Source organism: Chlorobiota bacterium, assembly GCA_016710285.1.
GTDB lineage: Bacteria > Bacteroidota > Ignavibacteria > OLB7 > OLB7 > OLB7.
In genome coordinates, this window is sequence record JADJXR010000001.1 from 1,182,708 (window position 1) to 1,205,962 (window position 23,255).

Annotated in this window: 13 protein-coding genes and 1 pseudogene; 7 read left to right on the plus strand and 7 right to left on the minus strand. The window is 57.3% G+C overall.

Features of this window, described 5'->3' with window-relative positions; genetic code table 11:
• Window positions 1-561 precede the first annotated feature (561 nt).
• The 5 genes from IPM61_04195 to IPM61_04215 all read right to left on the minus strand — a co-directional run bounded on the left by IPM61_04195 (window position 562) and on the right by IPM61_04215 (window position 10,316).
• Window positions 562-4,794 carry a hypothetical protein gene (locus IPM61_04195; protein MBK8910510.1) on the minus strand — a complete coding sequence of 1,411 codons (4,233 nt, stop codon included), beginning with the start codon at window positions 4,792-4,794 and terminating at the stop codon, window positions 562-564.
• Between the two features lie 92 nt (window positions 4,795-4,886).
• Window positions 4,887-5,456 carry a hypothetical protein gene (locus IPM61_04200; GenBank protein ID MBK8910511.1) on the minus strand — a complete coding sequence of 190 codons (570 nt, stop codon included), beginning with the start codon at window positions 5,454-5,456 and terminating at the stop codon, window positions 4,887-4,889.
• A 105-nt stretch (window positions 5,457-5,561) separates the two neighbouring features.
• Window positions 5,562-6,620, minus strand: coding sequence for a phosphatase PAP2 family protein (locus tag IPM61_04205; protein MBK8910512.1), 1,059 nt, complete (start codon window positions 6,618-6,620; stop codon window positions 5,562-5,564).
• Window positions 6,621-7,619 (minus strand): phosphatase PAP2 family protein, encoded by a 999-nt coding sequence (locus IPM61_04210; GenBank protein ID MBK8910513.1) that lies wholly within the window; start codon window positions 7,617-7,619, stop codon window positions 6,621-6,623.
• A gap of 48 nt (window positions 7,620-7,667) precedes the next feature.
• A complete protein-coding gene (locus IPM61_04215) occupies window positions 7,668-10,316 on the minus strand; it encodes a T9SS type A sorting domain-containing protein (protein MBK8910514.1) in 2,649 nt (882 codons plus the stop codon).
• A gap of 396 nt (window positions 10,317-10,712) precedes the next feature.
• On the opposite strand from IPM61_04215, the gene IPM61_04220 reads away from it, so the two are divergent.
• Entirely contained in the window at window positions 10,713-12,926 is a 2,214-nt protein-coding gene (locus IPM61_04220) for a TonB-dependent receptor (protein MBK8910515.1), read from the plus strand.
• A gap of 98 nt (window positions 12,927-13,024) precedes the next feature.
• Here the strand turns inward: IPM61_04220 and IPM61_04225 are convergent, their stop codons facing one another.
• On the minus strand, window positions 13,025-13,828 hold the full coding sequence (locus IPM61_04225; GenBank protein ID MBK8910516.1) for a glycosyltransferase family 2 protein: 804 nt from the start codon (window positions 13,826-13,828) through the stop codon (window positions 13,025-13,027).
• Window positions 13,829-13,905: 77 nt separating this feature from the next.
• Window positions 13,906-14,820 carry a J domain-containing protein gene (locus tag IPM61_04230; protein ID MBK8910517.1) on the minus strand — a complete coding sequence of 305 codons (915 nt, stop codon included), beginning with the start codon at window positions 14,818-14,820 and terminating at the stop codon, window positions 13,906-13,908.
• 180 nt (window positions 14,821-15,000) lie between these two features.
• Here IPM61_04230 and IPM61_04235 point away from each other — a divergent pair.
• The 6 genes and pseudogenes from IPM61_04235 to IPM61_04260 all read left to right on the plus strand — a co-directional run bounded on the left by IPM61_04235 (window position 15,001) and on the right by IPM61_04260 (window position 22,812).
• Window positions 15,001-16,054, plus strand: a pseudogene (locus tag IPM61_04235) (PA0069 family radical SAM protein).
• A 159-nt stretch (window positions 16,055-16,213) separates the two neighbouring features.
• The gene (locus IPM61_04240) at window positions 16,214-17,482 is read left to right on the plus strand and encodes a hypothetical protein (protein MBK8910518.1); all 1,269 of its coding nucleotides are present in this window, start codon (window positions 16,214-16,216) and stop codon (window positions 17,480-17,482) included.
• Between the two features lie 430 nt (window positions 17,483-17,912).
• On the plus strand, window positions 17,913-19,217 hold the full coding sequence (locus IPM61_04245) for a PQQ-dependent sugar dehydrogenase (GenBank protein ID MBK8910519.1): 1,305 nt from the start codon (window positions 17,913-17,915) through the stop codon (window positions 19,215-19,217).
• A gap of 127 nt (window positions 19,218-19,344) precedes the next feature.
• Window positions 19,345-19,689, plus strand: a complete 345-nt coding sequence (locus tag IPM61_04250) for an ATP-dependent Clp protease adaptor ClpS (protein MBK8910520.1) — start codon at window positions 19,345-19,347, stop codon at window positions 19,687-19,689.
• A 91-nt stretch (window positions 19,690-19,780) separates the two neighbouring features.
• On the plus strand, window positions 19,781-20,224 hold the full coding sequence (locus IPM61_04255; GenBank protein ID MBK8910521.1) for a rhodanese-like domain-containing protein: 444 nt from the start codon (window positions 19,781-19,783) through the stop codon (window positions 20,222-20,224).
• 260 nt (window positions 20,225-20,484) lie between these two features.
• Complete coding sequence (locus tag IPM61_04260) at window positions 20,485-22,812, plus strand: carboxypeptidase-like regulatory domain-containing protein (GenBank protein ID MBK8910522.1); 2,328 nt, start codon at window positions 20,485-20,487, stop codon at window positions 22,810-22,812.
• Window positions 22,813-23,255: the final 443 nt, after the last annotated feature.

Consider the following 23,255-nt stretch of genomic DNA (forward strand, 5'->3'; position numbering starts at 1 on the left):
TTTTTTTGCTGGAGTATGGTGGCGGGGGGAAAAATATGGGATTGCCAGGGGAATTGCTCCGAGTGTCTCTCCAATGAATCAAGGTAGCGGCCCCGACAAAAGTCGGGGCCGAGAGAAGATGACGCCGAAGGCTAAAGACCTTTTATCAATCCCGACGAAGGTCGGACCCCAGAGAAGATGACGCCGAAGGCTAAAGACCTTCGGCTACCTCCACCCAGTAACTTTGCAACGCCGGGTAGCGGCAGGTCTTTAGCCTGCCGAGTGTCTATAGCCTGAAGAGGCTTCCATGGGAGTAAAACGCCGAAGGCTAAAGACCTTTCATCAATCCCGACGAAGGTCGGGCCCCAGAGAAGATGACGCCGAAGGCTAAAGACCTTCGGCTACCTCCACCCAGTAACTTTGCAGCACCGGGTAGCGGCAGGTCTTTAGCCTGCCGAGTAAAACGCCGAAGGCTAAAGACCTTTCATCAATCCCGACGAAGGTCGGGCCCCAGAGAAGATGACGCCGAAGGCTAAAGACCTTCGGCTACCCCTTTTCCGTCAGTTGCTTCGCTGCGGGCGGTCACAGCTCAATCGCGTCGGCGTACACAACGCGGCGGCCGTAGCGGCGTTGGGTGATTGTCTGGCCAGCCCCGCCCCCCGTTTTATAGGCCACCTCCATATTGATATGCCGTTCGTACTCCTTCACCACCAGCCGGTACGGGCGGCTGCCGCGTGGTTCGGGAAGCGTGATAACCCCGCTCCACAGCAACGGAGCCACCATGTCGGTGACTTTATGGGGGAGCAGTTGGATGTTGGCATCGGGGACGGGAACCCATCCCAAATCGGGGTCGCTGATGTCGCTGCGGCGCGTCTCCACCGCCACCTCGAAATCCCCGCCATCGCTCTGTGCTTCGGACTTGTTGAAGGTTAGGCCGGCGATTGCCACCCCAATTTTTCGCGGGTTCCCCGGGTCGGAGTTGATGGTCATCAATCGGTCGGGGGCGATTTGAGCAAAGTCGGCAAGCACCACCCGCGAGACGAACGCATTCTTCACGCTGTTCGGTTGATACCGCACCAACGCCAGCCGGATGAATGGATAATAGCTTAGCCCAGCATCAATCTGAAGGTCGCAGTACCACAGCTGGCGAACCTCGTCATACTCCACCTTGTGCCCCAACACCGCCAGCGTCGGCTTGGCCGGAACGTATTCAATATCTGCGGTGATGGCCAACTCCAATTTGTCCGCAACCTGGCGCACGTTGCTCACCTGCAACTCACTTTCGGAAAGGCTGAGCCGTGGCTGCAGGCTCTTCATGTACAGCTCGGCATTTCGCGTTGCGGCTTTCCCCGTTTTGTTCTCCGCTGATGTTTCTTTTACTGATGTTTCTTTTTCCGTGGCTTCGTTCCCTGCACTTGCCTTCTTTTTCTTGTTCTTCAGGAAGGCTTCCACAATCTCTTTGTGCTGCTGCTGCGTGGCCAGCGTGGTTTTCGCGGTGGCTTCTTCGCTTTCGGGGACTTCCTCGATCGAAACCCCGTAGCGATCCTGGTGCCAGGCTTTGAAATCGGCGGCGCTGGGGCTTCCGCTGGGGGGAAGCGAGGACCAGATGGGATCGGCCCCCCACTGCGTGACGTAGGGAAGGTACTGCTTCGGAATGCCGGAAAACGGCCCGGTCCAGATCAACACCCCAAGCCGCTCCTCGTCGCCGGAACTGAACCACGGGCGGTCCAAATAGACCCGCAATCCTCCCCCCTTCCGTGCGCTGGCAATCCCTGTCCCTTCGGTCTTTGTCTGCCAGCCAAACGTTGGCAGGATGTAGAGAAGTTTGGGGGCATCGGGGCGGGCGGAGTTCAAGATTTTTTTCTCCACCATCTCCGAATTCCGTGAGATGTTCTTTTCCACTTTCGTCGGGTCGTTCGGATCCTCGGCCAGCAGTTCCGGCGGCAGATACTCGCGGAATCGCGTGGTGGCGTTGATGAAATAGCGCACCTTCCGGTACTTCGTGTCGCCAAACTCATGCCGCCGGACGAAATAGAGGAATGGAGCCTTCGGGTCGTCCACCAGAAGCTCGCAGATGGTGGCTTTGCCGGGGATCATCTCCCACTTTGGTTTCGAGAGCGGATCCACCGGCTCCTCCCACTCGGCGCGGATCTCAACGCGGGCGGTTGACTTGCAACTGAGCAGCAGTTTATCCCCCAACGTGGCGTAGGTCTGCCCCAGGGATTTGTGTGCCCCCAGGCTGTCGAACTTCGGAATGCCCAGCGGTTGCTGCGTGGCGTGCACAAGCTCCAACGTGCGGTGCGGGGTCAGCATCCACAGCCGTCCGAATTGGGCCAGCTTGGCAACCTCAGAAAGTTTCGGCGGGTTCAACTCCTCAATCCAGTTCCAGACCCCCAACAGCTTCAACGTTTTTTTCCCGAACACCGAGGCGTAGCGGCAGCGAAGAACCTCACCTTTTGGAAGGAAGAGGGTCAGCACCCGCTCCGTGTCGTTCCAGTCGGGGAGTTTTGCGGCGGCCCCTTCGTGCAGGCGGATTCGGAACGGGAGCTTCCGGTGCCACGCGCCATCTTCGCGGAAGGCAATCGCCACCGCACCATTCGGCGCGGACGTTGGCGGGCCAGGGATTGGCGCGGGTGGTTCCGCCCCCCCTTTTGCCGGAATCATCACAACATTCCCGGCAGGAACCCCCGGCGCGTTGAACAGGATAACCCCTTCGGCCAACGGGTCGGGAAGGTAGGGAAGCTCGGTGATCTGGTCCTCGGCAGCTATCGGGTTTGGCGGGTTCTTGTCGCCGGCGGAGCCAATTTGCTTGAAGCGTCCTTCTTTGCTGGCAATCAGCTCATACTGCTCTATCAGTTTTGCGTCATCGGCCAGATCATCGGCCGGAAGGTCGAACACGCCGTGGGTTTCGGCATCAAGTTGGGCAATGGCTGGCGGGGCAACATGGCGCTGGCTGGTGGCATCGGTGGGGGTGGTGTCCAGCGGCTGGCTGCTGTTCATGCTGCGGATCACAAGGCGTTCCAGCGATTCGCCAGGGAGCGCATCAATCGGGGACTTCAGCACCACAAACGGATGGGAGATCGGCTCGAACCGGCGATAGATAATCGGCGGCGTTGCCCACTGCATTTCCGAGGGCGGAACGGATTTCACCGTGGGGCCGTTCCCCGCCAAATCCACCGCACGCAGGCGGACGCGGTACTCCTTCCCGAACCGCAACATCGGCAGCGATCCCGGGGTCACGCGGAAGCTGGTGCGGAGCTTGAAATCTTCGGAGAATTCGTTCGGCGCGCGCACCACTTTGCCATCGTTATCAACCGCCGCGCCCGGGCGTGGGACGCTTAGGCTCCACCCCTCCCACGTCCCCATTGATTCGGGAAGGAACAGGTCGGTGGAGGTTCCATCGGCGGACTCGGTGGTTGCGGTTTGGATGAACCCTTCATCCTGATGTTCCTCGGTTATCCCGGCCTCGGTGAACTGATAGCTGCCGGTCCGTTGGTGAAGGGAGAACCACTGGTTCCGCTCGGCATCGAACAGATCCACCCGATAGCCCCGGATCAAATCCTCGGCATGGAACAGCGGGTCCGTCCCCGACTCCAACTCTCCCCGTTTCTGCGTTGCCGATTTCAGCATTGTTGCCAGCCGCAACGCGCGCCCGGTGCGGACGATGGAGATTCCGCTGGTGCGTGGCGCAGGGATGCTGCTGCTGGTTGGCGAGTCGGTTGTTGCGCGCCCCTGGCGTGCCGAAAGGTTGTAGGCAAAATTTTGCAGCTTCATCGCCATCCCCTGCACGTCCACTTGGACCAAGTGGTAAAGGGGTTGCTTGCCGTCGGGGAAGGGATCGCTCAGGCGCATCACTCCGCTTTCGGCAACCTCCGGCATTGCTTGGCGTGGCTGGGCGATAAATCCGGCATCGGAATATTTGAAGGCGGTGCGTGGCGTGCGGTCCTTTTTTGGCAGCGAAGGAAGGCCGTTGGGCCAGATCGGCATCACCTTAATCTGGCCCGTTGCGGGGAACGCGCCGCCGCCCGGAATCACCTCCACATCGAACACTAACCCAAGCCGGCGAAGCATTGATGGATACGCCCCCAGCATCGAAACCATCTGGTGGAAATCCATCTCCGGCGGCGCGATTGCGCTTTTGCGATGCTGCCCGGTTCGCACCACGTTCACCTTGTTGTGGACCGTGGGCGTGTCGGGGTCCTTCTTGTTTTTTGGGGCAAAGAAATATTGAAGCTGCGCGAAGTCGGTGGAAGGGTTTGGGGGACCCGGGGGGATTGCCCCCATCTTTGACATCATCGGGCGGAGCGTCTCGATAATGCTTTTTTCCTGGGGAACCCCCACCGTTGATTTCACGATCGGATCACGGTAGGTGTTGATTGATCCAAGGTCCTTGGCCAGCTGCTCAACCCCTGGGAATTCCTCCGACGCACCAAACGCCTGATAGACCTGCTTCAGATAGCCAAGCACGTTGGCCATGGGGTAGCTGAAAATCAACCGGTCATCCAGCTTATCGAACTGGTACGGGCGGACGTAGGTTGTTTTGGTGAACAACGCTTGCCACAGCTTGGATTGCGGGGCCAGGTTGGGGTCCGGAAGGAAGGGTTTGCAATCGAAGGTGGTTCCGCCAACCGTGGCTTGAAATTTCAGTTGAGCCAGCGTTGCCGGCCAATCCAGAAAATCTTTGAACTGGCCAAGCTGTTCCGGAATAACATCCGTTTTCAGCTGTGGCGAAACGAAGATGGAGAGAATCGGGTTGCCGCTCCCTTTTGCGATGCTGCGCGGCAGGGCTGTCCACATGATGCTTTGCTCGATCATACTGCACTCCTTGATAAACGCCTTCTAAGTTACACCGCTTGCCCAGAAGCGTGCACGTTCGGCAAGCCGTTGCGCAGCTTCTGGGGTACGTTTTACATCTGTGCTAACTCTGCACCCGGAATCACTCCGCCAACCCGATAGGAGTATGGGAGCATCAACGATTCGCCGTTGTCAAGGAAGCCCGGGATTCGGGTAAGCTCCCATTTCATCAGGTACATAAAATCGTTGGCGCGCTCGTACTCGGCTTGGGTTCGGAGGTCCTGGTACTGGTCCTGGGAAAGGAAAATGATCAGGTACGGTTCAACGTTTGGATGGGGGAAAAGCCGTTTGGTGCTGGGGTCCTCGGCCACATACAGGCCGCTATCGTGGCGATAGATGGTTGCGGTGTCGGTGGCGCGGTGGCGCAGGGGGTGGCTTCCCACCAATCGCTCCCAGAATCCTTGCTTTGCGGTGCACCGCGCCCACACCACATCTTCAAGCAGATATTGGTGTTCCATCACCCCTTCGGTGCAGGAATCGGCAAGGAGGAATCCAAGGTGATCCCCCCCTTCAATCAGGACCACGCAGGGGTCGGCAGCGATGGTCTCGATGGGGATTCCGCCAGACCGAAAAAGGGAAGGCTGGGTTGCCGTTGTCGGGTTATGGATGGAGTCGTCGTTCATGTATCACCTTCATGGAAATTATCCGTCCGCAGGCGGAAGGGGCGCACCAGAGGAGATGGTGCACGTTGTGTAGCTGTGGTCTGCCAGCAAGCTCTGCCAGCCCTTTTAACGAACAAGCGAATTTACGGAGAGCGTGAAGCTAACGCCAGCGGATTGATCTGTAAGGAACGGGGACAATCGCCACTGAATTCCCCCTTGGGCCGGGCCACTGGAAGAAGCAGGGGGCGAAGGGCGATAGCTTGCCACAACATCACGCCCGCAAAGGTAGCCCAACAACGCCCCCACGAACACATCGGAAATCCAATGCGTGTGCTCCAGCGTCCGGCTGATTCCAACCACGGTTGCAAAACTGTAAACAGCCACCGGAACCACCAATGTTTGGTTGTACTGCTCGGCAAACACCGTGGCAATCGCAAACACTGTTGCCGTGTGGCCCGACGGGAACGCATCGAACCGCGGCCCGCCGAATCGGTGGTTGCCATTGCACTGCAGCAACGGCCCATACCATTTCCCCGTTGCGTGCCCTTCGGAATAAGCGTTGCTGGGCCGCTCGCGCCCGGTTAGGAATTTGCCAAGCCGGGTCCAAAGCCCTGAGGTTATCAACGCTTCGGCAAGCATTGCCGATGTTTCCTTCCCCTTTGGATCGTTGAACAGGAAACTGTATCCGGCAAATGCCGCCGCCGCGCCAATCCCATAATTGCCCCCGAACTCGGTGATGATCTCGCTGGTGTTGGCAATCCACGGATAGTCATCTTTTATCCCTTTCACCTGGTTGTCAAACGGTTCATCCAGGGCAATCAGGCCGGCGGTCACGGCTGCGGCTCCGCCAAGCCAAAGCAGGTCGCCTTCATCCATCCGGAAAGGGGCTGCCCCCTGGCGAAGAACATCATCCCAAAGGTGGCGGAAGAAGCCAGCACCGCTGTCGGCAGGCTGCGCCGGCGTGGTGCGCATGAACGCAGTATCGGCCAGTAGTTCTTTTGAGGCTTGTTCATCGCCCCCATTTCCACCGGTGGCGGATCCACTGGTGGCCGCATTGGCCACACCGGAGAGGAGCACCAGAGTGGCGCAGAACACGCCGCAGCGCAGCGCCATTGCGCCAGCGCGTGCGTGCCATTGTGGCTGTTGTTGTGCCAGTTGCCAAGGCGGGGCTTGTTGTGTTGTCATCTACCAAATCCAATAAAGTCCAATGGAGGGTGTGCCATCGCTAAGGGTGCCAAGATACGGGTGTGGGGAAAGAAGGGGACTTTGGGACCGGAGCGGCTGGCCATTGGCAGAAGCCTGGGAAGGGGGTTGGCGGCGCGCCACCAACTTCCCGAAGGACCACCCCAACGCAAGCCCCAGCGGAATATCGCTCCACCAATGGATGCTGGTTGCCACCAATCCCACCCCCACCAGCGTCACCGCTGGGTAGCCGATATATTTGATCCACGTTGCTTCCGGGTAATTATCGGCCACAACGGTCAGCGTGGCCAGTGCCGTTGCAATATGGCCCGACGGAAAGGCATCATAATGCGGGACGTGCTTGTGGTACTCAATCTGGTTTGGGAAGAATTTCCACCGCCCCGTTGGCGTGGTTGTCACAATCGGGCTTTCCCGCCCGGTGATATGCTTCAGCAGTTGCACCACCGCGCCGCAGCTTAGGATCACCTCGACGGTTTGGCTTGCGGTCCGGAGCGCACGTTGGTCGCTGGCAATAAATCCGTACAGCCCAAACGCGGCGGCAATCCCGAACTGGAACTTTCCATCGCCCATATCAACCCCCCGGTTGCTGAACTCGCGGAACATATGGGAGTCGTCGTAGGGGCGTTTCAACTGCTGCCAGCTTTCGTAATCGGCATGGATCGTCATCCCCGTCAATGCCCCAAGCCACACAATGGTGGGGATGGACTCAACGCTGAACGTCTCCTTCGTCCATATCCACCAGTTTGCGGGAAGGTTCGTTATCATGTCGAACGGCTTCAGCTGATACTGGTCCGCGGTGGCCGCCCCAATGGTGGTATCAGGGGCATCGGGAGGGATGCTTGCAGCAGTGGATGAATCGGAGGTGGCAAGCGTCCCGGCAAAAGGGGCGGCAGGGATTCCATCAGCCTGCGCAAGCGCTGCGGCAGGAAGGGGGGCTGCAAGAATCGCCAACAACACGCACGCAATGGGTGAGAACCTCATGGAAAGGAGCAATATGAGTCAGTGTGATAACCTAGGTGATGGCCAGATTTATTTCACCACCATCATCCGCTGCGTTGCCTGCCAATGGCCAGAGCGGATGCGGCAATAATATAAGCCGGAAGGGACGTTGGCCGCATTCCACGGAAGGCTGTAGTTGCCCGCTGGCAAGTGCGCGTCCAGCAGCGTGGCCACGGCGCGCCCGTTGTTATCCAGAACCTCAATCAGCGTTGGGCCATCCAGCCCCAGCGAAAAATGGAGGTTGGTTGATGGATTAAAAGGGTTGGGCGCATTTGGCTGCAACGCGTACCCCTGCTCCCCCATCACAAACACCCGATGCCGCAGCCCGCACACCAGCAGCTGGACCTTCCCCGGCGCGCCCTTCACCTGCGCGCAAATTGGGCCGGAGACGGTGATGTCGAACCCAAGCGACGAGGTGTCTTGCCAGATAAGATTTTCCGGATCCACCAGCCGCATGAAGGACCAAAGCCGGATGTTCAGCAACCGCCCGGTGTCGGCAAGCGATGTCCCTGGTTTGGCGGTTGCGGCCACAACAATCTCCCCTGGCTGGTTCCCCACCACGCGCACATCCCACTTCTCAAGCAACGTCCCTTTCACCATCTTCTCCACCTCCTGCTTCGTGAACGGAATCGTGGCAACCATGCCGGTATCGTACCGGATGTAGAGTTGCAGCCCGGTGACGGTGAACGCATCCAGCGAGTCGTCCAGCATCACCGGCGCAACCAGCGTATCGCCCGGCGACCCCACCACGGATCCGATATGCGCCCGCAGCGTGGCAGCGGGAAGCAACCCCACCAGCCGCGCATCAATGGTGGAAGGTGGGCGCGAGCCATTCCTGGGCTTGACGGTGTACTGAAGCGTTGCGCGGTACTCCCCTGCGGTGGCGCTGGTGAACTCCACTGCCGCGCTCAGGACCTCCCCAAACGCCAACGTATCGGGGAGCTTTGGTTTGTTGAGCTTGAACCGCCCGGTGGGGTCCAGCAAGGTGATGTTGGTGACGATCATGGTGTCGGCACCGGTGTTAGTCAGCGGCAAGAACTGCGGCGCGCCACTGCAGATGGTGGCCTCCCCAACGCCTTGCACCGCCTCCGGTTTCCCCAGCACGGGATAGGCGTAGCAGACGCCGGAGAACTCGTCATACTCAGACGGGTGCTGCAACGCAGGACCATGCTCCTTTTTGATTTTCACCGGGCGATAGGCCTCGAACCCCTCCATCCACCCGAACGCAATGGCGGTGAAGCGCCCGTTGGTGGAGGTGATGCGGTGGCTTCCCGGCGGAACGCTGACCCACGTGTGGCGGAACGTTGCGTCGCTGACCCTTCCGGCCCCTCCGGATGGGAAGGTCACGGCGATTCCATCCAATTGCACCTCGGCGTTCTGCTCGGCAATGATGGCAACGCAATGCTCCAGCTTGGCGGGATACCGTGGCGAATAGAACCGCCCGCTCACAATCCATTGTTCCTGCGGCACGGCCCGCACCATTGCCGAACGCCACGTTCGTATCCCGCTGAAATCGCCCTGGGTGCTGTCGGTAAGGGTGTTGGTCAGGCGGAACCCGCCGGTCATAATCATCGCCTGTGCAGGTTTGTCGGTGGTGACGGCAAAGGGGGTTTGGTTGTCGTCGCGGGAGAAGGAATGGAACTGCCCTTGCGAAAGCGTTGTTGTGCCGCCGGAAAGAAGCGAGGAAGTGATTCGGGTGCTGGTGCTTTGCATCCCAAACAGCCGAAGGTTTTCCTGCACGTTCCCCAACGGCACGCCAAACCCCAATCCCGGCGAAAGCAACTTCCGATAAGCAAAGGTGTAGCCCCCGGCATCGGAAGGGAGCAGCCATTCCATCGTGCTGTTCTTCTCGGTGTTGCCGCTTAGCATATCGTAGGTTTCTTTGCGGATCACTGCCCGGGTGTTGCCCGCGATAACACCAACAGGTTTTGTTGCGGTGATCCGCGTTCCGGCGCTGTTCCATGTTGCCGCACTCCCCGCTTCGTCGGTGCGGGTCCAAAGCAGATAGGCTTCCCCTGCATTCAGCAGCACGGTTCGGTAGGCGGGCATCAGCGAGTTGTTGAAGATGGAGATGGTCCCATCAATGGTGACGCGGGTGCTATCCTCGGCAGCAATAATCAGTGCCTGGCCCGGGGCTTGGAATGGCGACCTTGTTAGCTCCTCATCCCCCGTCAGCCGCACGTTCTGGGCCCGCACGTTTTCGGTTTGCATCACGTAATACTCCGTCCCCCAAGTCTCCACCGGCATCGGCGCGTAGGCTTCCGCGCCATCTTTGGTGGCAAAGTAGCAGTAGGCGGAAACATCTTGGTCGGCAGTGATAGTGAACAGGTCCGAAGCGGGGGTATTGACTTGGTCGAAGAAAACTTTGCCGGCGCGTGCCGCCGGGTCCATCAGCGAAACGACGGAAGCAGAATCGGGGCGGACAATCAGGTTGCGCCGGTAGCCCGGCCCGGTAATCGTGACGTTCGTTGCCGACTCGGCAAACAGCACAATCTGCGCCTCGCCACGAATCGGCGTGCTAAGCATCGGCGCGTGGGTTTCCACGGTGTCGGGGAATCCAAGAATAAATCGCCGCCCAAACGGTAGCGGATTGCGCTGCGCCATGCTGAACTCCGCCACAAGGCAAAGCAGCAAAGCAACGGGGAGGAATCGGCGCAGCAGGCTGGGAACAATAATCATGCTAAGGCCTTGAAGCAAAACGGTCCGGAGCAGGGAATCGGGGTTTGTGGGTCCTGGATGCCAGATGAGGGAATCACACTTGGCGAAGGAACCACCAAAGGTAGAAAGAGTTACAGCAATAACCATCCGTTTTGGGGAATCGCTTCGTGCCGCTTCTGCTGCGGTTTCAAGATTCGCCCCCAATGGCTTGACAAATAGCCAACACGTTTTGGGGCAAGACCAACATTGGGGAAGGGGGCTTTGCGCGTTTTAAAAGCACGCAACGCAGGGGTAAAAAGGTATTGCATCAGCAGCGGCAGGCGCGGTATATCATTGAAATTCCTTATTTCTTATCGGATTTGCTGTTCATAGAACAAGCATCAACGGAACAAACACCGAAATGCTCACAACGAACCAATGCAAAAAAAATTCCCCCTTCTGCTGCTTCCATTCTGCCTGATAATAACCACTGCATACGGGCAACAACCACAAGACACAACCCGCCGGGCTTCCAAGCTAGACACGTCGCAGGTTCTTAAGAAAAGGGAGGTAACCGTCACTGGAGAAAGGATTCCAGAAGTTGGCAGGCTGGACCCAATCAAAGGGACTTATATCTACGCTGGCAAGAAAAATGAGGTGATACAGCTTACCAACACGGGATCCAACATCGCCGAGAAGACTGGAAGGCAAGTGTTCGCCAAAGTCCCAGGAATTTTCGTCTATGACATGGATGGGTCGGGCAATCAAATAAACATATCAACAAGGGGACTTGATCCGCATCGAGGCTGGGAATTTAATCTTCGAAAGGATGGGGTTATTACCAATTCGGATATGTACGGGTATCCAGCCAGCCATTTTAGCATGCCTTTGGAATCTATCGAACGCATTGAATTGGTGCGAGGGACGGGGTCGTTGGAATATGGCGCACAGTTTGGTGGCATGGTCAACTATATCACCAAAAAACCAGATACAACAAAAGAGATCAGCAGTGAAATTATCAGCACTATTGGGTCTTTTGGATTATATAGCAACTACATCAGTGTTGGTGGAAAAATCGGGAAAACCACCTACAACGCGTATGGAAGCAGAAGGGGATCCGACGGATACCGCGACAACTCGCGCACGATAAGCGACGCGGAGCAAATAACCCTAAGCCACGAGTTTTCGGCAAATGCAACCCTTCAAGCAGAAATCTCTAGGTCATACTATCTTTTTCAGATTCCTGGCCCCCTTACCGACAGCATGTTCCACCAGAACCCGCGCATGTCAACACGGTCAAGGAATTATTTTAATCCGGAAATATACATTCCATCGCTCTCCTTCAACTGGAAATTCAACGAGCATTCGGAGCTATATCTGCTGGCTTCGGCAGTGCTGGGCGACCGGAACAGTATTCAGTATGACAAACCAGCGAATATTCGCGACTCAATCAACGCAGCCACGCTTTCATTCAACAGCCGCCAGGTTGATATAGATAATTTTAACAGCTACACTGCCGAGGCGCGATTCCGGCATCAATACGAATTATTCGACCTGTACAGCACCGTCGTCGCAGGCGCGCAATACATGAACAACGACCTTCATCGCAGGCAATTAGGGAAAGGGAGCACGGGAAGCGATTTTGATTTAGAGCTTACAGACCCCAATTTTGGCAGAGATCTTCATTTTAAGACGAACAACGTTGCTCTATTTATCGAAAATAATTTCAAGCTGTCGGATGCCCTCTCGATCAATGCTGGAATTAGGACGGAGTATGGAACATCCCAGATGACCGGCTTGATTTCCTACCTCCCAGAAAATGAAGTTCCAAACACCATTGACCACAAATTCTCCCTGTTTGGCGGAAGCATTGAATATGCTGTTGCGGATCAATCAAACATCTATGCCGGTTTTTCCCAAGCATACCGTCCGGTGATTTTTAAGGACATTATTCCGGCATCAACATACGAGCGTGTGGATAAGAACTTACAGGATGCCGACGGCTACAACCTTGATCTAGGATTCCGTGGGAAGTGGGACATTTTCCGGTGGGATGCAAGCGTTTTCCAAGTTCAGTATAACAACCGATTAGGCACGCTATCGGAAAGCGACTCCAGCGGCGGATTTTACTTGTATCGAACGAATATTGGGAATTCCTACACAAATGGGGTAGAGTTGTTTGTTGAAGCTAATATTAAAATCAGCTCTGGGCTATCCACATCTATTTTTTCATCCACATCATACATGAATGCCCGATACCAAGATGCAAGCGTTAAATCTGGGAATGCAAATATCAACGTGACAGGGAATAAGGTTGAAACGGTTCCTGAGTTAATTACCCGCAACGGATTGACGCTCAAAATCGGCGATGTTAATTTCTCAATGCTCTACAGCTACGTAGGGGAGTCATATGCGGATGCGTTAAATACGGGAACCCCATCGGCAACTGGTTCTGTTGGGGTTGTTCCATCCTACGGCTTGCTTGATATCAATGCAACATTTAGGGTGAATGACATGCTGAATATCCGTGCGAACATTAACAACGTTACCGATAAGCAGTATTTCACCAAACGCCCTTCGTTTTATCCTGGGCCTGGCGTGTGGTCCTCCGATGGAAGAAGTTTTTCGGTAACGGCGGCGGTGCAACTTTAAGCCAGCAACAACGGGAAGATATTCAACAGCGCGCCCGCTATGCCACCACATAGCGGGCGCAAATCGTTCCGTATCTACGCAACAAGCGCGTCCGAACGCTATTGTTTTTTATTCTTTTCCATTTCCCAGTATCGCCCGAATCCCACCACTTTTGTCATCAGGTCGAACGTTGCGGCCAGCACACCCGGAACTCCATCGCGAATGCCTTGCTTCAGGAATAACCGCTTTAACCAACGGCGCAGCGGTGTCAGGATCATGTATTTCCAGATTGTGCGGCTGGTGATTGGTATCCCCTTCTGCTGATATACGCTGGCCTCGTAGCGGGTGTACCATTCGAATTTATGGAACCAGACGGCAAATGTGGGATAGGTGAAATGGTCAAATGGCTCGTTCAGCAACCCCACGGATCCATCAATCATCAGGGTCTCGTGATACCCTTTTCCCGGGAATTTCCCGCGCCCACTCCGGAACAATCGCAGCTGCCGATCTGGATAATTCCCCCCGTGCATCAGCGGCGTGCCAAAGTAGAAATTGCGGCGTGGCATGCGGAAGCCATTTTCGATGGGGTTGCGCGCAATTGCCTGCTCAATCTCACGCTTCAATGGATCGGGGATCACCTCGTCGGCATCAAGCAGAAGTATCCACTCCTCGCGGGCAAACAGGAAACTGTTGTTCTTGCTGATTTCTGGGATAAGATTTGGACCGTGATGAACCTCGGCTCCGTTTGCTTCGGCCAGTGCCGCTGTGGTGTCGCTGCTTTCGCAATCCAGCACCACCACTTGCGCCGCCCACCCCACCACCGAACGAAGCGTCCGGACGATATTCTCCTGCTCGTTGTGGGCAACGATGCAAACCGAAAGCGGAAGCCCAGGGCCATGGCTGAATGATTGGGAGGCAGACATCGGGAATGTGTTGATGCGGGAAAATGAAGAATTAGGAACCGGAAATAATCAATCAATACTCACTCAATCAGGGGCCGCTACCGGTTGTTCACGTACATCGTTTCCACAAAGTTGGACCAGATGGTTTGCACGGCTTCCGGGGAATTGACGTAGTGGACGGCGGAGAGAACCGGCGTTAGAAACCGGTCGCACTTTGCGATCTCTTCCTCGATGCTGGCCAGCTCCTGGCCCATCTGTTCCTGGCGTGCGGCAATCCATTGCGGGTCCGATAATCCTTCGCGGATGGAGTATGGTTCTTGCGATTTCAGCGCAGCCACCACACGGCGTTCCGATTTCAGCGCGGCAAGAAGCTGGCGCTCCTCGGCGGCCAAGCTGTCGGCAAACTCCATCGGCGTTGCGTGGATGCTGTTGGCCGCTTCCAACACGTTGGCCACGGTCCGAAGTATGGCAAGGTCCCCGCGGTGATACCCTTGCTGAACCACCTCCCAATATTTGTCGGCAAGCTCGTCGGCGGCCCGGTTCACATCGGGATGAAGCCGTTTCGCAAGCTGGCGATAGAGCGTCTGAACCTCGCGCTCGGCTTGGCGCGGGCTGTCGGAAGTGTGTTCGGCACGCCGCCGGTGTATCCGGAACCCGCCGTCGCGGATCGCCTCGCTATCCAGCTCCTGCCGCATTCGGCGGCGAACCCGCCCGAACTCGTTGTGGACCGCTTTCATCACCAGCTCCACCATCCGCGCATCTATTCGCTGGCCACGGTCCAGCTTAATCGAGAAAAGCTCCACCATCCGGCGGCGTTCGCTCATCTCCAGCGTCCGTTCCTGAATCTTCCGTTCCAAGTCGCCAAACAACTCGGCAACGGTTTGGCGCAGCTGTGGGAGTATCTCAAAATTCAGCTTCAATCGCTCGGCAAACAGCGTGGCAAGCTCATGGCGGTGGGCGGCAATCCGCTGGCGGCGGTTATGGATGTCGGGATGAAGGATCAGCGCGTTCACTTGGCCAAACGGTATCGGTCGTTGCTTCGGTTTCTTTGGCCAGCGAATATAGGAAGTGAGCCGCGATCGCTGATGGAGTCTGCACACTGTGGGGAGCGGAACACACAAATTTCTTCCCACTTTTCCGTTGCGTTCCGTGGGGTCGGCGCAGTAACTTTGGGTGATTATCCGAACACCACAATGATTAGACGAGGAACCACACTTGACACCGGCAACCGATTCCTGCGCGGAAGCAGTGCGCGGTTCGATGACGGCTGGGAGAGTTTTGGCGAGGAACCGGATCCGGGAACCGAGTTTCTGGACGACGCTTCCCGCACCGCCTTTTCCACCAACAACAGCCCCGACATCCCTTTCACCCACTCCATCAATCCCTATCGCGGATGCAGCCACGGGTGCAGCTACTGCTACGCACGCCCCACCCACGAATATCTTGGGTTCAATGCCGGGTTGGATTTCGAGACGAAGATTATGGTGAAGCGGGACGTGGTGGCGTTGGCGCGGCAGGAGATGATGAAGAAATCATGGAAGCCAACGCCGATTTCCATGAGTGGCGTCACCGACCCGTACCAGCCTGCCGAGCGGAAGTTCCGGCTGACGCGGGGGGTGCTGGCGTTGATGCTGGAGTTCCGCAATCCGGTGGTGCTCATCACGAAAAACGCGCTGGTTGGCGCGCGATGCCGACCTGTTGGCGGAGCTTGCGCGGCATGGCTGCGCGGCGGTGTTCCTTTCCATCACCACATTGGACCGCGACCTTGCCCGCCGCCTTGAGCCGCAGACCTCGACGCCGGGGATGCGCTTGGAAGCAATCCGCCGGCTGACCGATGCAGGAGTGCCAACCGGGGTGATGGTTGCGCCGGTGATTCCAGGGTTAAATGATGAGGAAATCCCGGCAATCCTGAAGGCCGCCGCCGAAGCCGGGGCAAGCGTTGCTGGGCGCACGCTGCTGCGGCTTCCCCTTGCCGTTGCCCCAATTTTTCTGGACTGGTTGCAGCGCGAAGAACCGGCGCGCGCCCTGAAAGTGCGCCATGCCCTTGAGGAAATGCGCGGCGGCAAACTGAACCTGACGGAGTTCGGAACGCGGATGCGCGGAACCGGGGCGCGTGCGGAAATGATTGCCCAGCTTTTCAAAACGCACGCCGCCCGCTACGGGCTGAACCAGCGCGATTTCCCGATCACCACCGCCAACTTCCGCCGCCCAGCATCGGCGGGACAGATGGAGTTGTTTGGGGAGTAGGAAGGCCGGAAGAACTCGCTTTTCAACCCCCTCTCTGCTGTGTAAGACTCCCACCCCCGTTTCGTAAGATCGCTCGGTTACTTTGGATGGAGTGCAATGCGGTTTGGCATTGCTCACCAACAACCATTCAAACAAGGTAGGAGAACCATGAAGCCGACAATGATACTACGCACGCACCGCAGCAGCTGGGGGCTGCACCACTTGATCTATCTATTGCTGCTTGCCTGGGCGGCAGTACACGCTGGGGGCTGCGCTGCCACACCAAGCGCACCGGAAGGGACCGATGCCTTCGAAGTTCGGAATATTGCTGTGTGGGATGGGGCATGGAAGGACCCACAGGTGCAAGCATTTGACTTTAGTCTCGAAGGGTATTATGGTGCCGTCCGCTGCATTCGCCAGTCGCCGGTTAACCCAAACGACCTGCTGATTGCCGGGGATTTCGGGATATTTTCCGACAATACGAATACCGATGGCACGCCAGTTAACGGCTTGGTGCTTCTTTCATTGCGTGGCGGATTCCGTCCGCTTGAGCAAGAAGGGCGCAACCAAAGCAAGGCCGATTTCTACACTGCGGAATTCACCAACCTGAACCTTCCATACTACTACGCCGGCGGGATGATGGACCTTGAGTATCCAGAGAACGACACCGTTACCGGAGCCGGGCGGTTTGACGACAGCGAGCGTTATTGGAGCCAGTTCAACCCGGAGTTCCCGATTGCCGGCAACGTCTATGCCATCACACGGCAGGGGGACAATCTTTTCATCGGTGGAGACTTTGCTTCGCCGGGAACCATGGAGAATTCCGGCGCAATGCTCCGCTACGACCTTATCAACCAGCAGCTCACCAGCATGGAAACTGGTTTTAGTGCGCCCCCAACCGGAACCACAGTGTATGCAATCGAGGAGGATGGCAATGGAGTGATTGTTGGTGGTTCCTTCTATCAGATTGGTGGGATAATCGCAAACAACATTGCTCGTTGGAATGGCAACAGCTGGGAAGCAATTGGCGAAGGAATTCCCGGAACCGTGCGCGACATCGTCCGGCACAACGGGACGTTGTACATCACCGGGATGTTCTACCCCAGTGGCTACAATGGCTACGGTATCTGCGCCCGATGGAATGGAAGCACGTGGGAGTTAGTCGGGCCGGTGTACTCGCACGGGATGGATTACGGCAACGTGGGGTATGCTTTGGCCTCATTCCAGGGGCGACTGTATCTGGGTGGGCATTTCCAAAAACTTGGCGAGCGCACCGTCAACAACATTGCGGTGCTATCAGAATCGGGGAACACTTGGGAGCCATTGGCAGGGGGAGGGGTTCAGAGTAGATCACCCGAGCTATCCGAAGAGCAAGGGGTAAAAACCTTCTGCGTCGTCAGCGACCGCTTGTACGTTGGCGGAACGTTCGATCAGGTGCGCGTCCAGTAACGGAGCATCCGCCCCCCCCTCTGCTGCTGATTTGGCTGCATACTCCAAACCAGCAGCAGAGGGAATAAGCCAGAATAAGCCAAGAATAAGCCAGAATAAGCCAGAATAAGCCAGATGGGTTTTTCTCCCCAAAAACGGGATTTTGTCGTTAGCCCGTACGCCCCAGAAGTATCCATCGGGCACCACGGCCATGGCCTTTGCTGTCAATAAGGTTGAGAGTTTTTAAGATGGCCAAGTCCTCCCTGATTTGACGCTCGGTAGCATCGGCAGCAAGTTCGGGGTAGAATCCCCCCACCCCCTTTTGCCAACCCGCCAGAATCGTTTAGATTGCGCCCCCTACTTCTGCTGGCCATTCTCCTTTGGGGATGGCGCAATTCCCTTCCTGTGGTGGAACTCAACTACCGGATTTCAACTTGGCGTTCTTCTGACCATGACCGTACACACACGTTTCCGATTCCCTACCCTTGCACTGGCCTGCATCGCGATTGTTGGGCTGATGGAAGGCTGCGGCGGTGCCGCGCAGTTCCTTTACCAAAACGAAAGCACCCCGGCAATCCGCCGCGATACCCTTGCTGGCGGCACGGCACGCACAACGCTGCAGAACCCCCAAGACAGCATCAACGGTGTTGTGAAATTGGCCCCGGTGGAGATGCTTGGATTGCGCGAGGCCACGATAGAGGTCCCTTCTGGGCTGACCGCCCCGCCGTTCGATAAGCCCCGTACCCTGATGGTTCCGCCAGGCTTCAAGGCGCGGGTGCACGCTTACGATCTTGGCCACCCCAACGACATCGTGCTGCGGAACGACGGAACGATCTTCTTCAGCGACATGGAAAACGGCAGGGTAATGGCGCTTGGCCCCGACGGCACAAAAACCACTATCGCCGACGGATTAAGCTCCCCCTTTGGCCTTGACTTGCACGAAGGAGTGCTCTACTATTGCGACGAAAACCGCGTCTTCCGGTTCGACTTCTCGACCCCAACCACAGTTACCGGAACCGCAACCATGCTGACCGATAGGATCACCGATGGAGGCTATAATTACACCCGAACCATCCGCTGGATGCCGGCCGACAGAAAGATCTATATCTCCGTCACCTCCACCACAAACAACACGCCGGAGGATGACCTGTCGAGCGCGGTGGTGCTGCGGATGAACGATAAGAAAGGGGACCTGCCCGTCACGGCAATTCGTGGGGTGCGGAACACCATTGCAATGGCCGTTCATCCCGAAACCGGGGAGATGTGGGCGATTGATAACGGAACCGACTACATGTCGCTTGATAGCCCGCCGGAGGAGCTGAACATCCTGAAGCCGAACAAACATTATGGATGGCCAAAACTCTACTCCCAAAACCTTGTTGACCCGGACCGCACCGAGGATAAACCGCCAACAAGCGGATTAACAACGCCGGTTGCCGAGTTCCAAGCGCATCTGGAAATCACCGACATGGCCTTCTACACCGGCACAGCATTCGGTTCCGACTGGCGTAACGCGGTGCTGATGACCAGCTACGGCGAGCGGAAGATTTCTGGCACAACCGAGGGGTGCAAAGTGATGCGCCTGCGTGCCAACAACGACGGAACCGGAGCGGTGCAATCCGACATCGTCACCGGATTCCGCGAAGCTGACGGCGCAATATGGGCGCGCCCCGTGGGGATTGCAATTTCCAACGACGGAAATACGTTCTACGTCACCGACGACGTAAACGGTGTGATTTATGCGTTCAGCAAGTAAGCGGATTAGAACCTAATCCATACTTTTGCCCGGTAGCAACAGGCAACACACAACACAGAACAGCGCAATGTTTGGCAGAATGAAAACAGTATCGCGCGGCATTATCCAGACCATGCGCCGCACGTTGATGGGGAACAGTTTTGTGATCCCGATTGGCATTCCGATTGGAATTGCCAGCGGTGGAATCGCCAGCGGGTTGGAATCGCCCGACACCGAAACCTTGCTGATGGACGACGTGGAAGTGATGCTTCCCGCCAAAGTGCTTTTGTACAACGATCATATCCACACCTTCGACGAAGTGATCACGCAGCTGATCAAAGCGGTTCGCTGCTCATCGGCTCAAGCCGAAGACTACGCCCACGAAGTCCACACCCGCGGCTTGGCGTGCGTCTATGAAGGGGAAATGGTGGAGTGCTTGAAAGTCAGCGGCGTTTTGGAAGAAATCGCCCTTCACACAGCGGTTGAATTGTAATTCCTGCAGCAACCGCACAATACCAACCGGCGGCTATCCGTTCAACGAACAACTCATTCATAACCTTAACCTAAATCTGGAGAACCCTCCAATGCTTAAACGACTGATAATGATGGCAACTGCGGCAGCGATGTTCGTTGGCGCACAAAGCGTGCACGCTCAGCAAGGCGAAAAATCTTGCTCCAAAGGCGAGAAATCATCCTGCTGCACCAAGAAAAAAATGGATCAGCAGCAGCCCTCCATTGGCCAAATCAAGGAGATCACGAAGGACGACGTGGCCACATTGCTGAAGAACAACGGCGCAATGATTGTTGATGCCCGCGATGCCGACAGCTACGCCGCCGGCCACATTGACGGCGCGGTCAGCTTTGCCTCGCTACAACTTCCGGCCGATAAGAACGCCGCGCTGGTCTTCTACTGTGGCGGCCTCCGCTGCCCAGCCGCCGGCAAAGCCGCGAAGAAAGCCGCCGAGCAAGGCTACACCAACGTCATGGTCTACAAAGGAGGCTGGGCGGATTGGAGCAGCAATAGCTAAAGAATAATTTTCGGGACAACCGAACTGAAACATCTGTGCCCTTCGGAAGAATGCTTCCGAAGGGCACAGATGCTTTATGCCCCCCGGCACAGTGCTCCGTTGCGACTTTCCGCAAGGGAAGTGGCACATTGCTGGGGGAATCTGTGCCAGAAGCTCCAACGGATCCCCCAAAAATCGGAGCCACCGAAACGGCGGCAGCTTCTTGCCATTGGTTCCCGCCAACACACACTCTCTATCCTCCAACAATCAACGCCGAAATCATGCGCCCATTCCTCCTGATTCTTTTTGGATTGCTGATCCTATCTCCGCTCCAAGCACAACAACCAGTGGTGCTTACCGGGCGGGTGGTGGATGCCGAAACAGGCCAGCCAATTTCTGGAGCCTCGGTGGTCACCACGGCAAACCGGAAGAAAGGGACCTACAGCTTTGGCGACGGAACATTTCGCTTGCCGATTGCGGCCGGGCAGCACGAACTCCGCATCAGCTCCGTTGGCTACCAGACGCTAACCCAAACCGTCACCACTGCCGACCGCAGCATCACCATCAAGCTGCACAGCACCGCCGTGCGGGGGCGCGAAGTTGTTGTTCGGGCCGACCTCTCTGCCGAACAAATCGTCCGCCGCGCCATTGCCCGCCGGAACCGCTACCGCGACAGCCTGCGGACCTTTCAAGGATTGATCTACTCCAAATTGGTGGTGGATATTGAAGGGAACGCCTTTGGCCAGTTACGGGACCAGGACCGCGGAATCGCCATGGAAACCTTCAGCCGCTCATGGTTCCACCACGAACACGGGCCGCGACTGACGGTGATTCAACGCCGCCAAACCGCCAACATCCCTTCCAGCGAAAACCTTCTGGCACTTGGCAATTTCTTCAGCTTTCACGACGACGAGCTTCCGCTGCTGAACGCCCGGGTCCCCACCCCGATGAACGAATCCACCTTGGACCGCTACAACTTTGAGGTGACAGGGAAAAGCACCTTCGGCGATGCAGGGGTTTACGTGATTGCCGTGACGCCGCGCAGCCGGACGCTTCCGACGTTTACCGGCACCATCAAAATTCTTGAGGGGACGTTCGACTTGTTGGAGGTTGATCTTTCGCCATCGAAATCCACCGCGATAACCTTCGTGAAGGACCTGCGGCTTGTTCAGAAATTCGAGCGGTTCAGCGACGATGTTTGGCAGCCCACCTACCTTGCCGTGTCGGGGGCGATGCAGGTGGATATCGTGCAAGGCATTGCCAGCCTGCGCCCCAACTTCAGCATCACCAGCGTCTTCAGCCAAGCCGCGTTGAACGAGCCAATCCCCGACTCCGTTTTTGCCGAACAACGGATCATCACCGCCGCACCAGATGCCGATTCGGCACGGAGTGAGTTCTGGGAGAACAACGCGCTGAGCGAGCTTTCGGCAAAAGAGCGGGCGATTTACCGCCGCACCGATAGCCTTGTGGCACTGACCACCACGGATCTTAAGAAAGCGGCATTCAGTTGGGAGGTTGCTCCATTTTTTGACTTCAACCGCGTTGCCAGCATCATGCCACGGTTGGACGTTTCGGCGCGGCTTGGCCCCTTCAGTGCCGAAGCCGAAGCGGCCTTCAGCTTCAAACAAAAAAAGCCGTTCGGGAAGTTGGAGTTGGAAGCGGGGTTGTTTGATGGATTGCTGACGGTCGGGGGGCGGGTTTTCAGCGAGGTGGCCACCACCACGAACGATCGCGGATATGGTCGCCTGATCAACACCATCACCGCCGCGCTGCTCCACCGCGATTACGACGACTACCTGCGCCGCGACGGCTGGGCCGTTAGCGCGGTGGCCGAAGGGCTGGGGCTAACGGCGCGTGGTGAGTTCGGAATCAGCCAGCACTATTCGCTGGCGAACACCACCGATCAATCCATCTTTATCGAGCGTCCGTTCCGCCCAAATCCAGCAATCGCCGAAGGGCGGTATCGGCTGCTGCGGGGGTCGCTTGCTTGGGGGAATCCCGATCCGGTGATCAGCATCAGTTCATCGCCGTCGTCGCAGCTGGATGCGCGCATCAGCGGGTTTGCGGGAAGGGAGTTGCGAAGCGGAAAAGACTTCACCGGAGTTGAAGCCGGGGCGCGATTATCGCTGGCGACAATCCCCACCGGTTACATCCCGATGTTCTTGCGGGTGGGCATCTATGCCGGTTTCGGAAGCGACGCGCTCCCAACGCAATATCAGTTCAGGATGCCAACATCCAGCAGCATTGTTGGAACTCCACGCGGCTTCTACTCCGCCCCGGTTGGTGAGTTCGGCGGGACGGAATATCTGGAGGCATATGCCGAGCATGATTTCGGCGATATTGTTTGGCGATGGCTTGGCCTACCCACCTACGAAGGGCGCGGCCTTGAGCTGGTGGCGACCGGGGCCGCCGGGCGATTCCGGCAGCGGAGCAACGCGGGATACCGCCCCACCGGCGACCAGTGGTACACCGAGCTTGGTGTTGGGGTGGGGAAGATTCCGACGTTCATCAGCAACGTCATCTTCCTTCGGCTGGATGCCCGCTGGGGCGTTGGCCCGCTGGGAAGCGGCAAGTTCGGAGCCGTGCTGGGGATATCATCGCCGTTTTAGATTTCCGATGGAGTGCCGCGCCGACCTCCGTCGAGGTAGCCGTCCCGACCTCCGTCGGGATTGATAAAAGGTCTTTAGCCTTCGGCGTTATCTTCGGCCTTCCTGCGCTGGCCTCGTGCGTTGCTCCCCCTCTTGGGAGGGGGCGGGGGGGTGGGTTGGGGAGACATCCAAAACTGCGCCCACTCCCGAATCTCAGGATCAGAGCCTTCCGGGGTGAACGCGAAACCCTGCCTGTTTGGTGATTCCCCCGAACCCACCCCGCCCTGTCGGGCACCCCTCCAAGGAGAGGGACTGTTTCACGAGCGTTTGCGGAAAACTTGCGGGAGGGTTGGTGATACCGCACACGGCCAGGCCTACTAATTCCGCCACCTCACTCGCCCCCTCCCCGCCTCCCCCAATTCTGGGGGAGGGGCTGGCAGAAGTGGTGTGAGATTCGGAGAGAA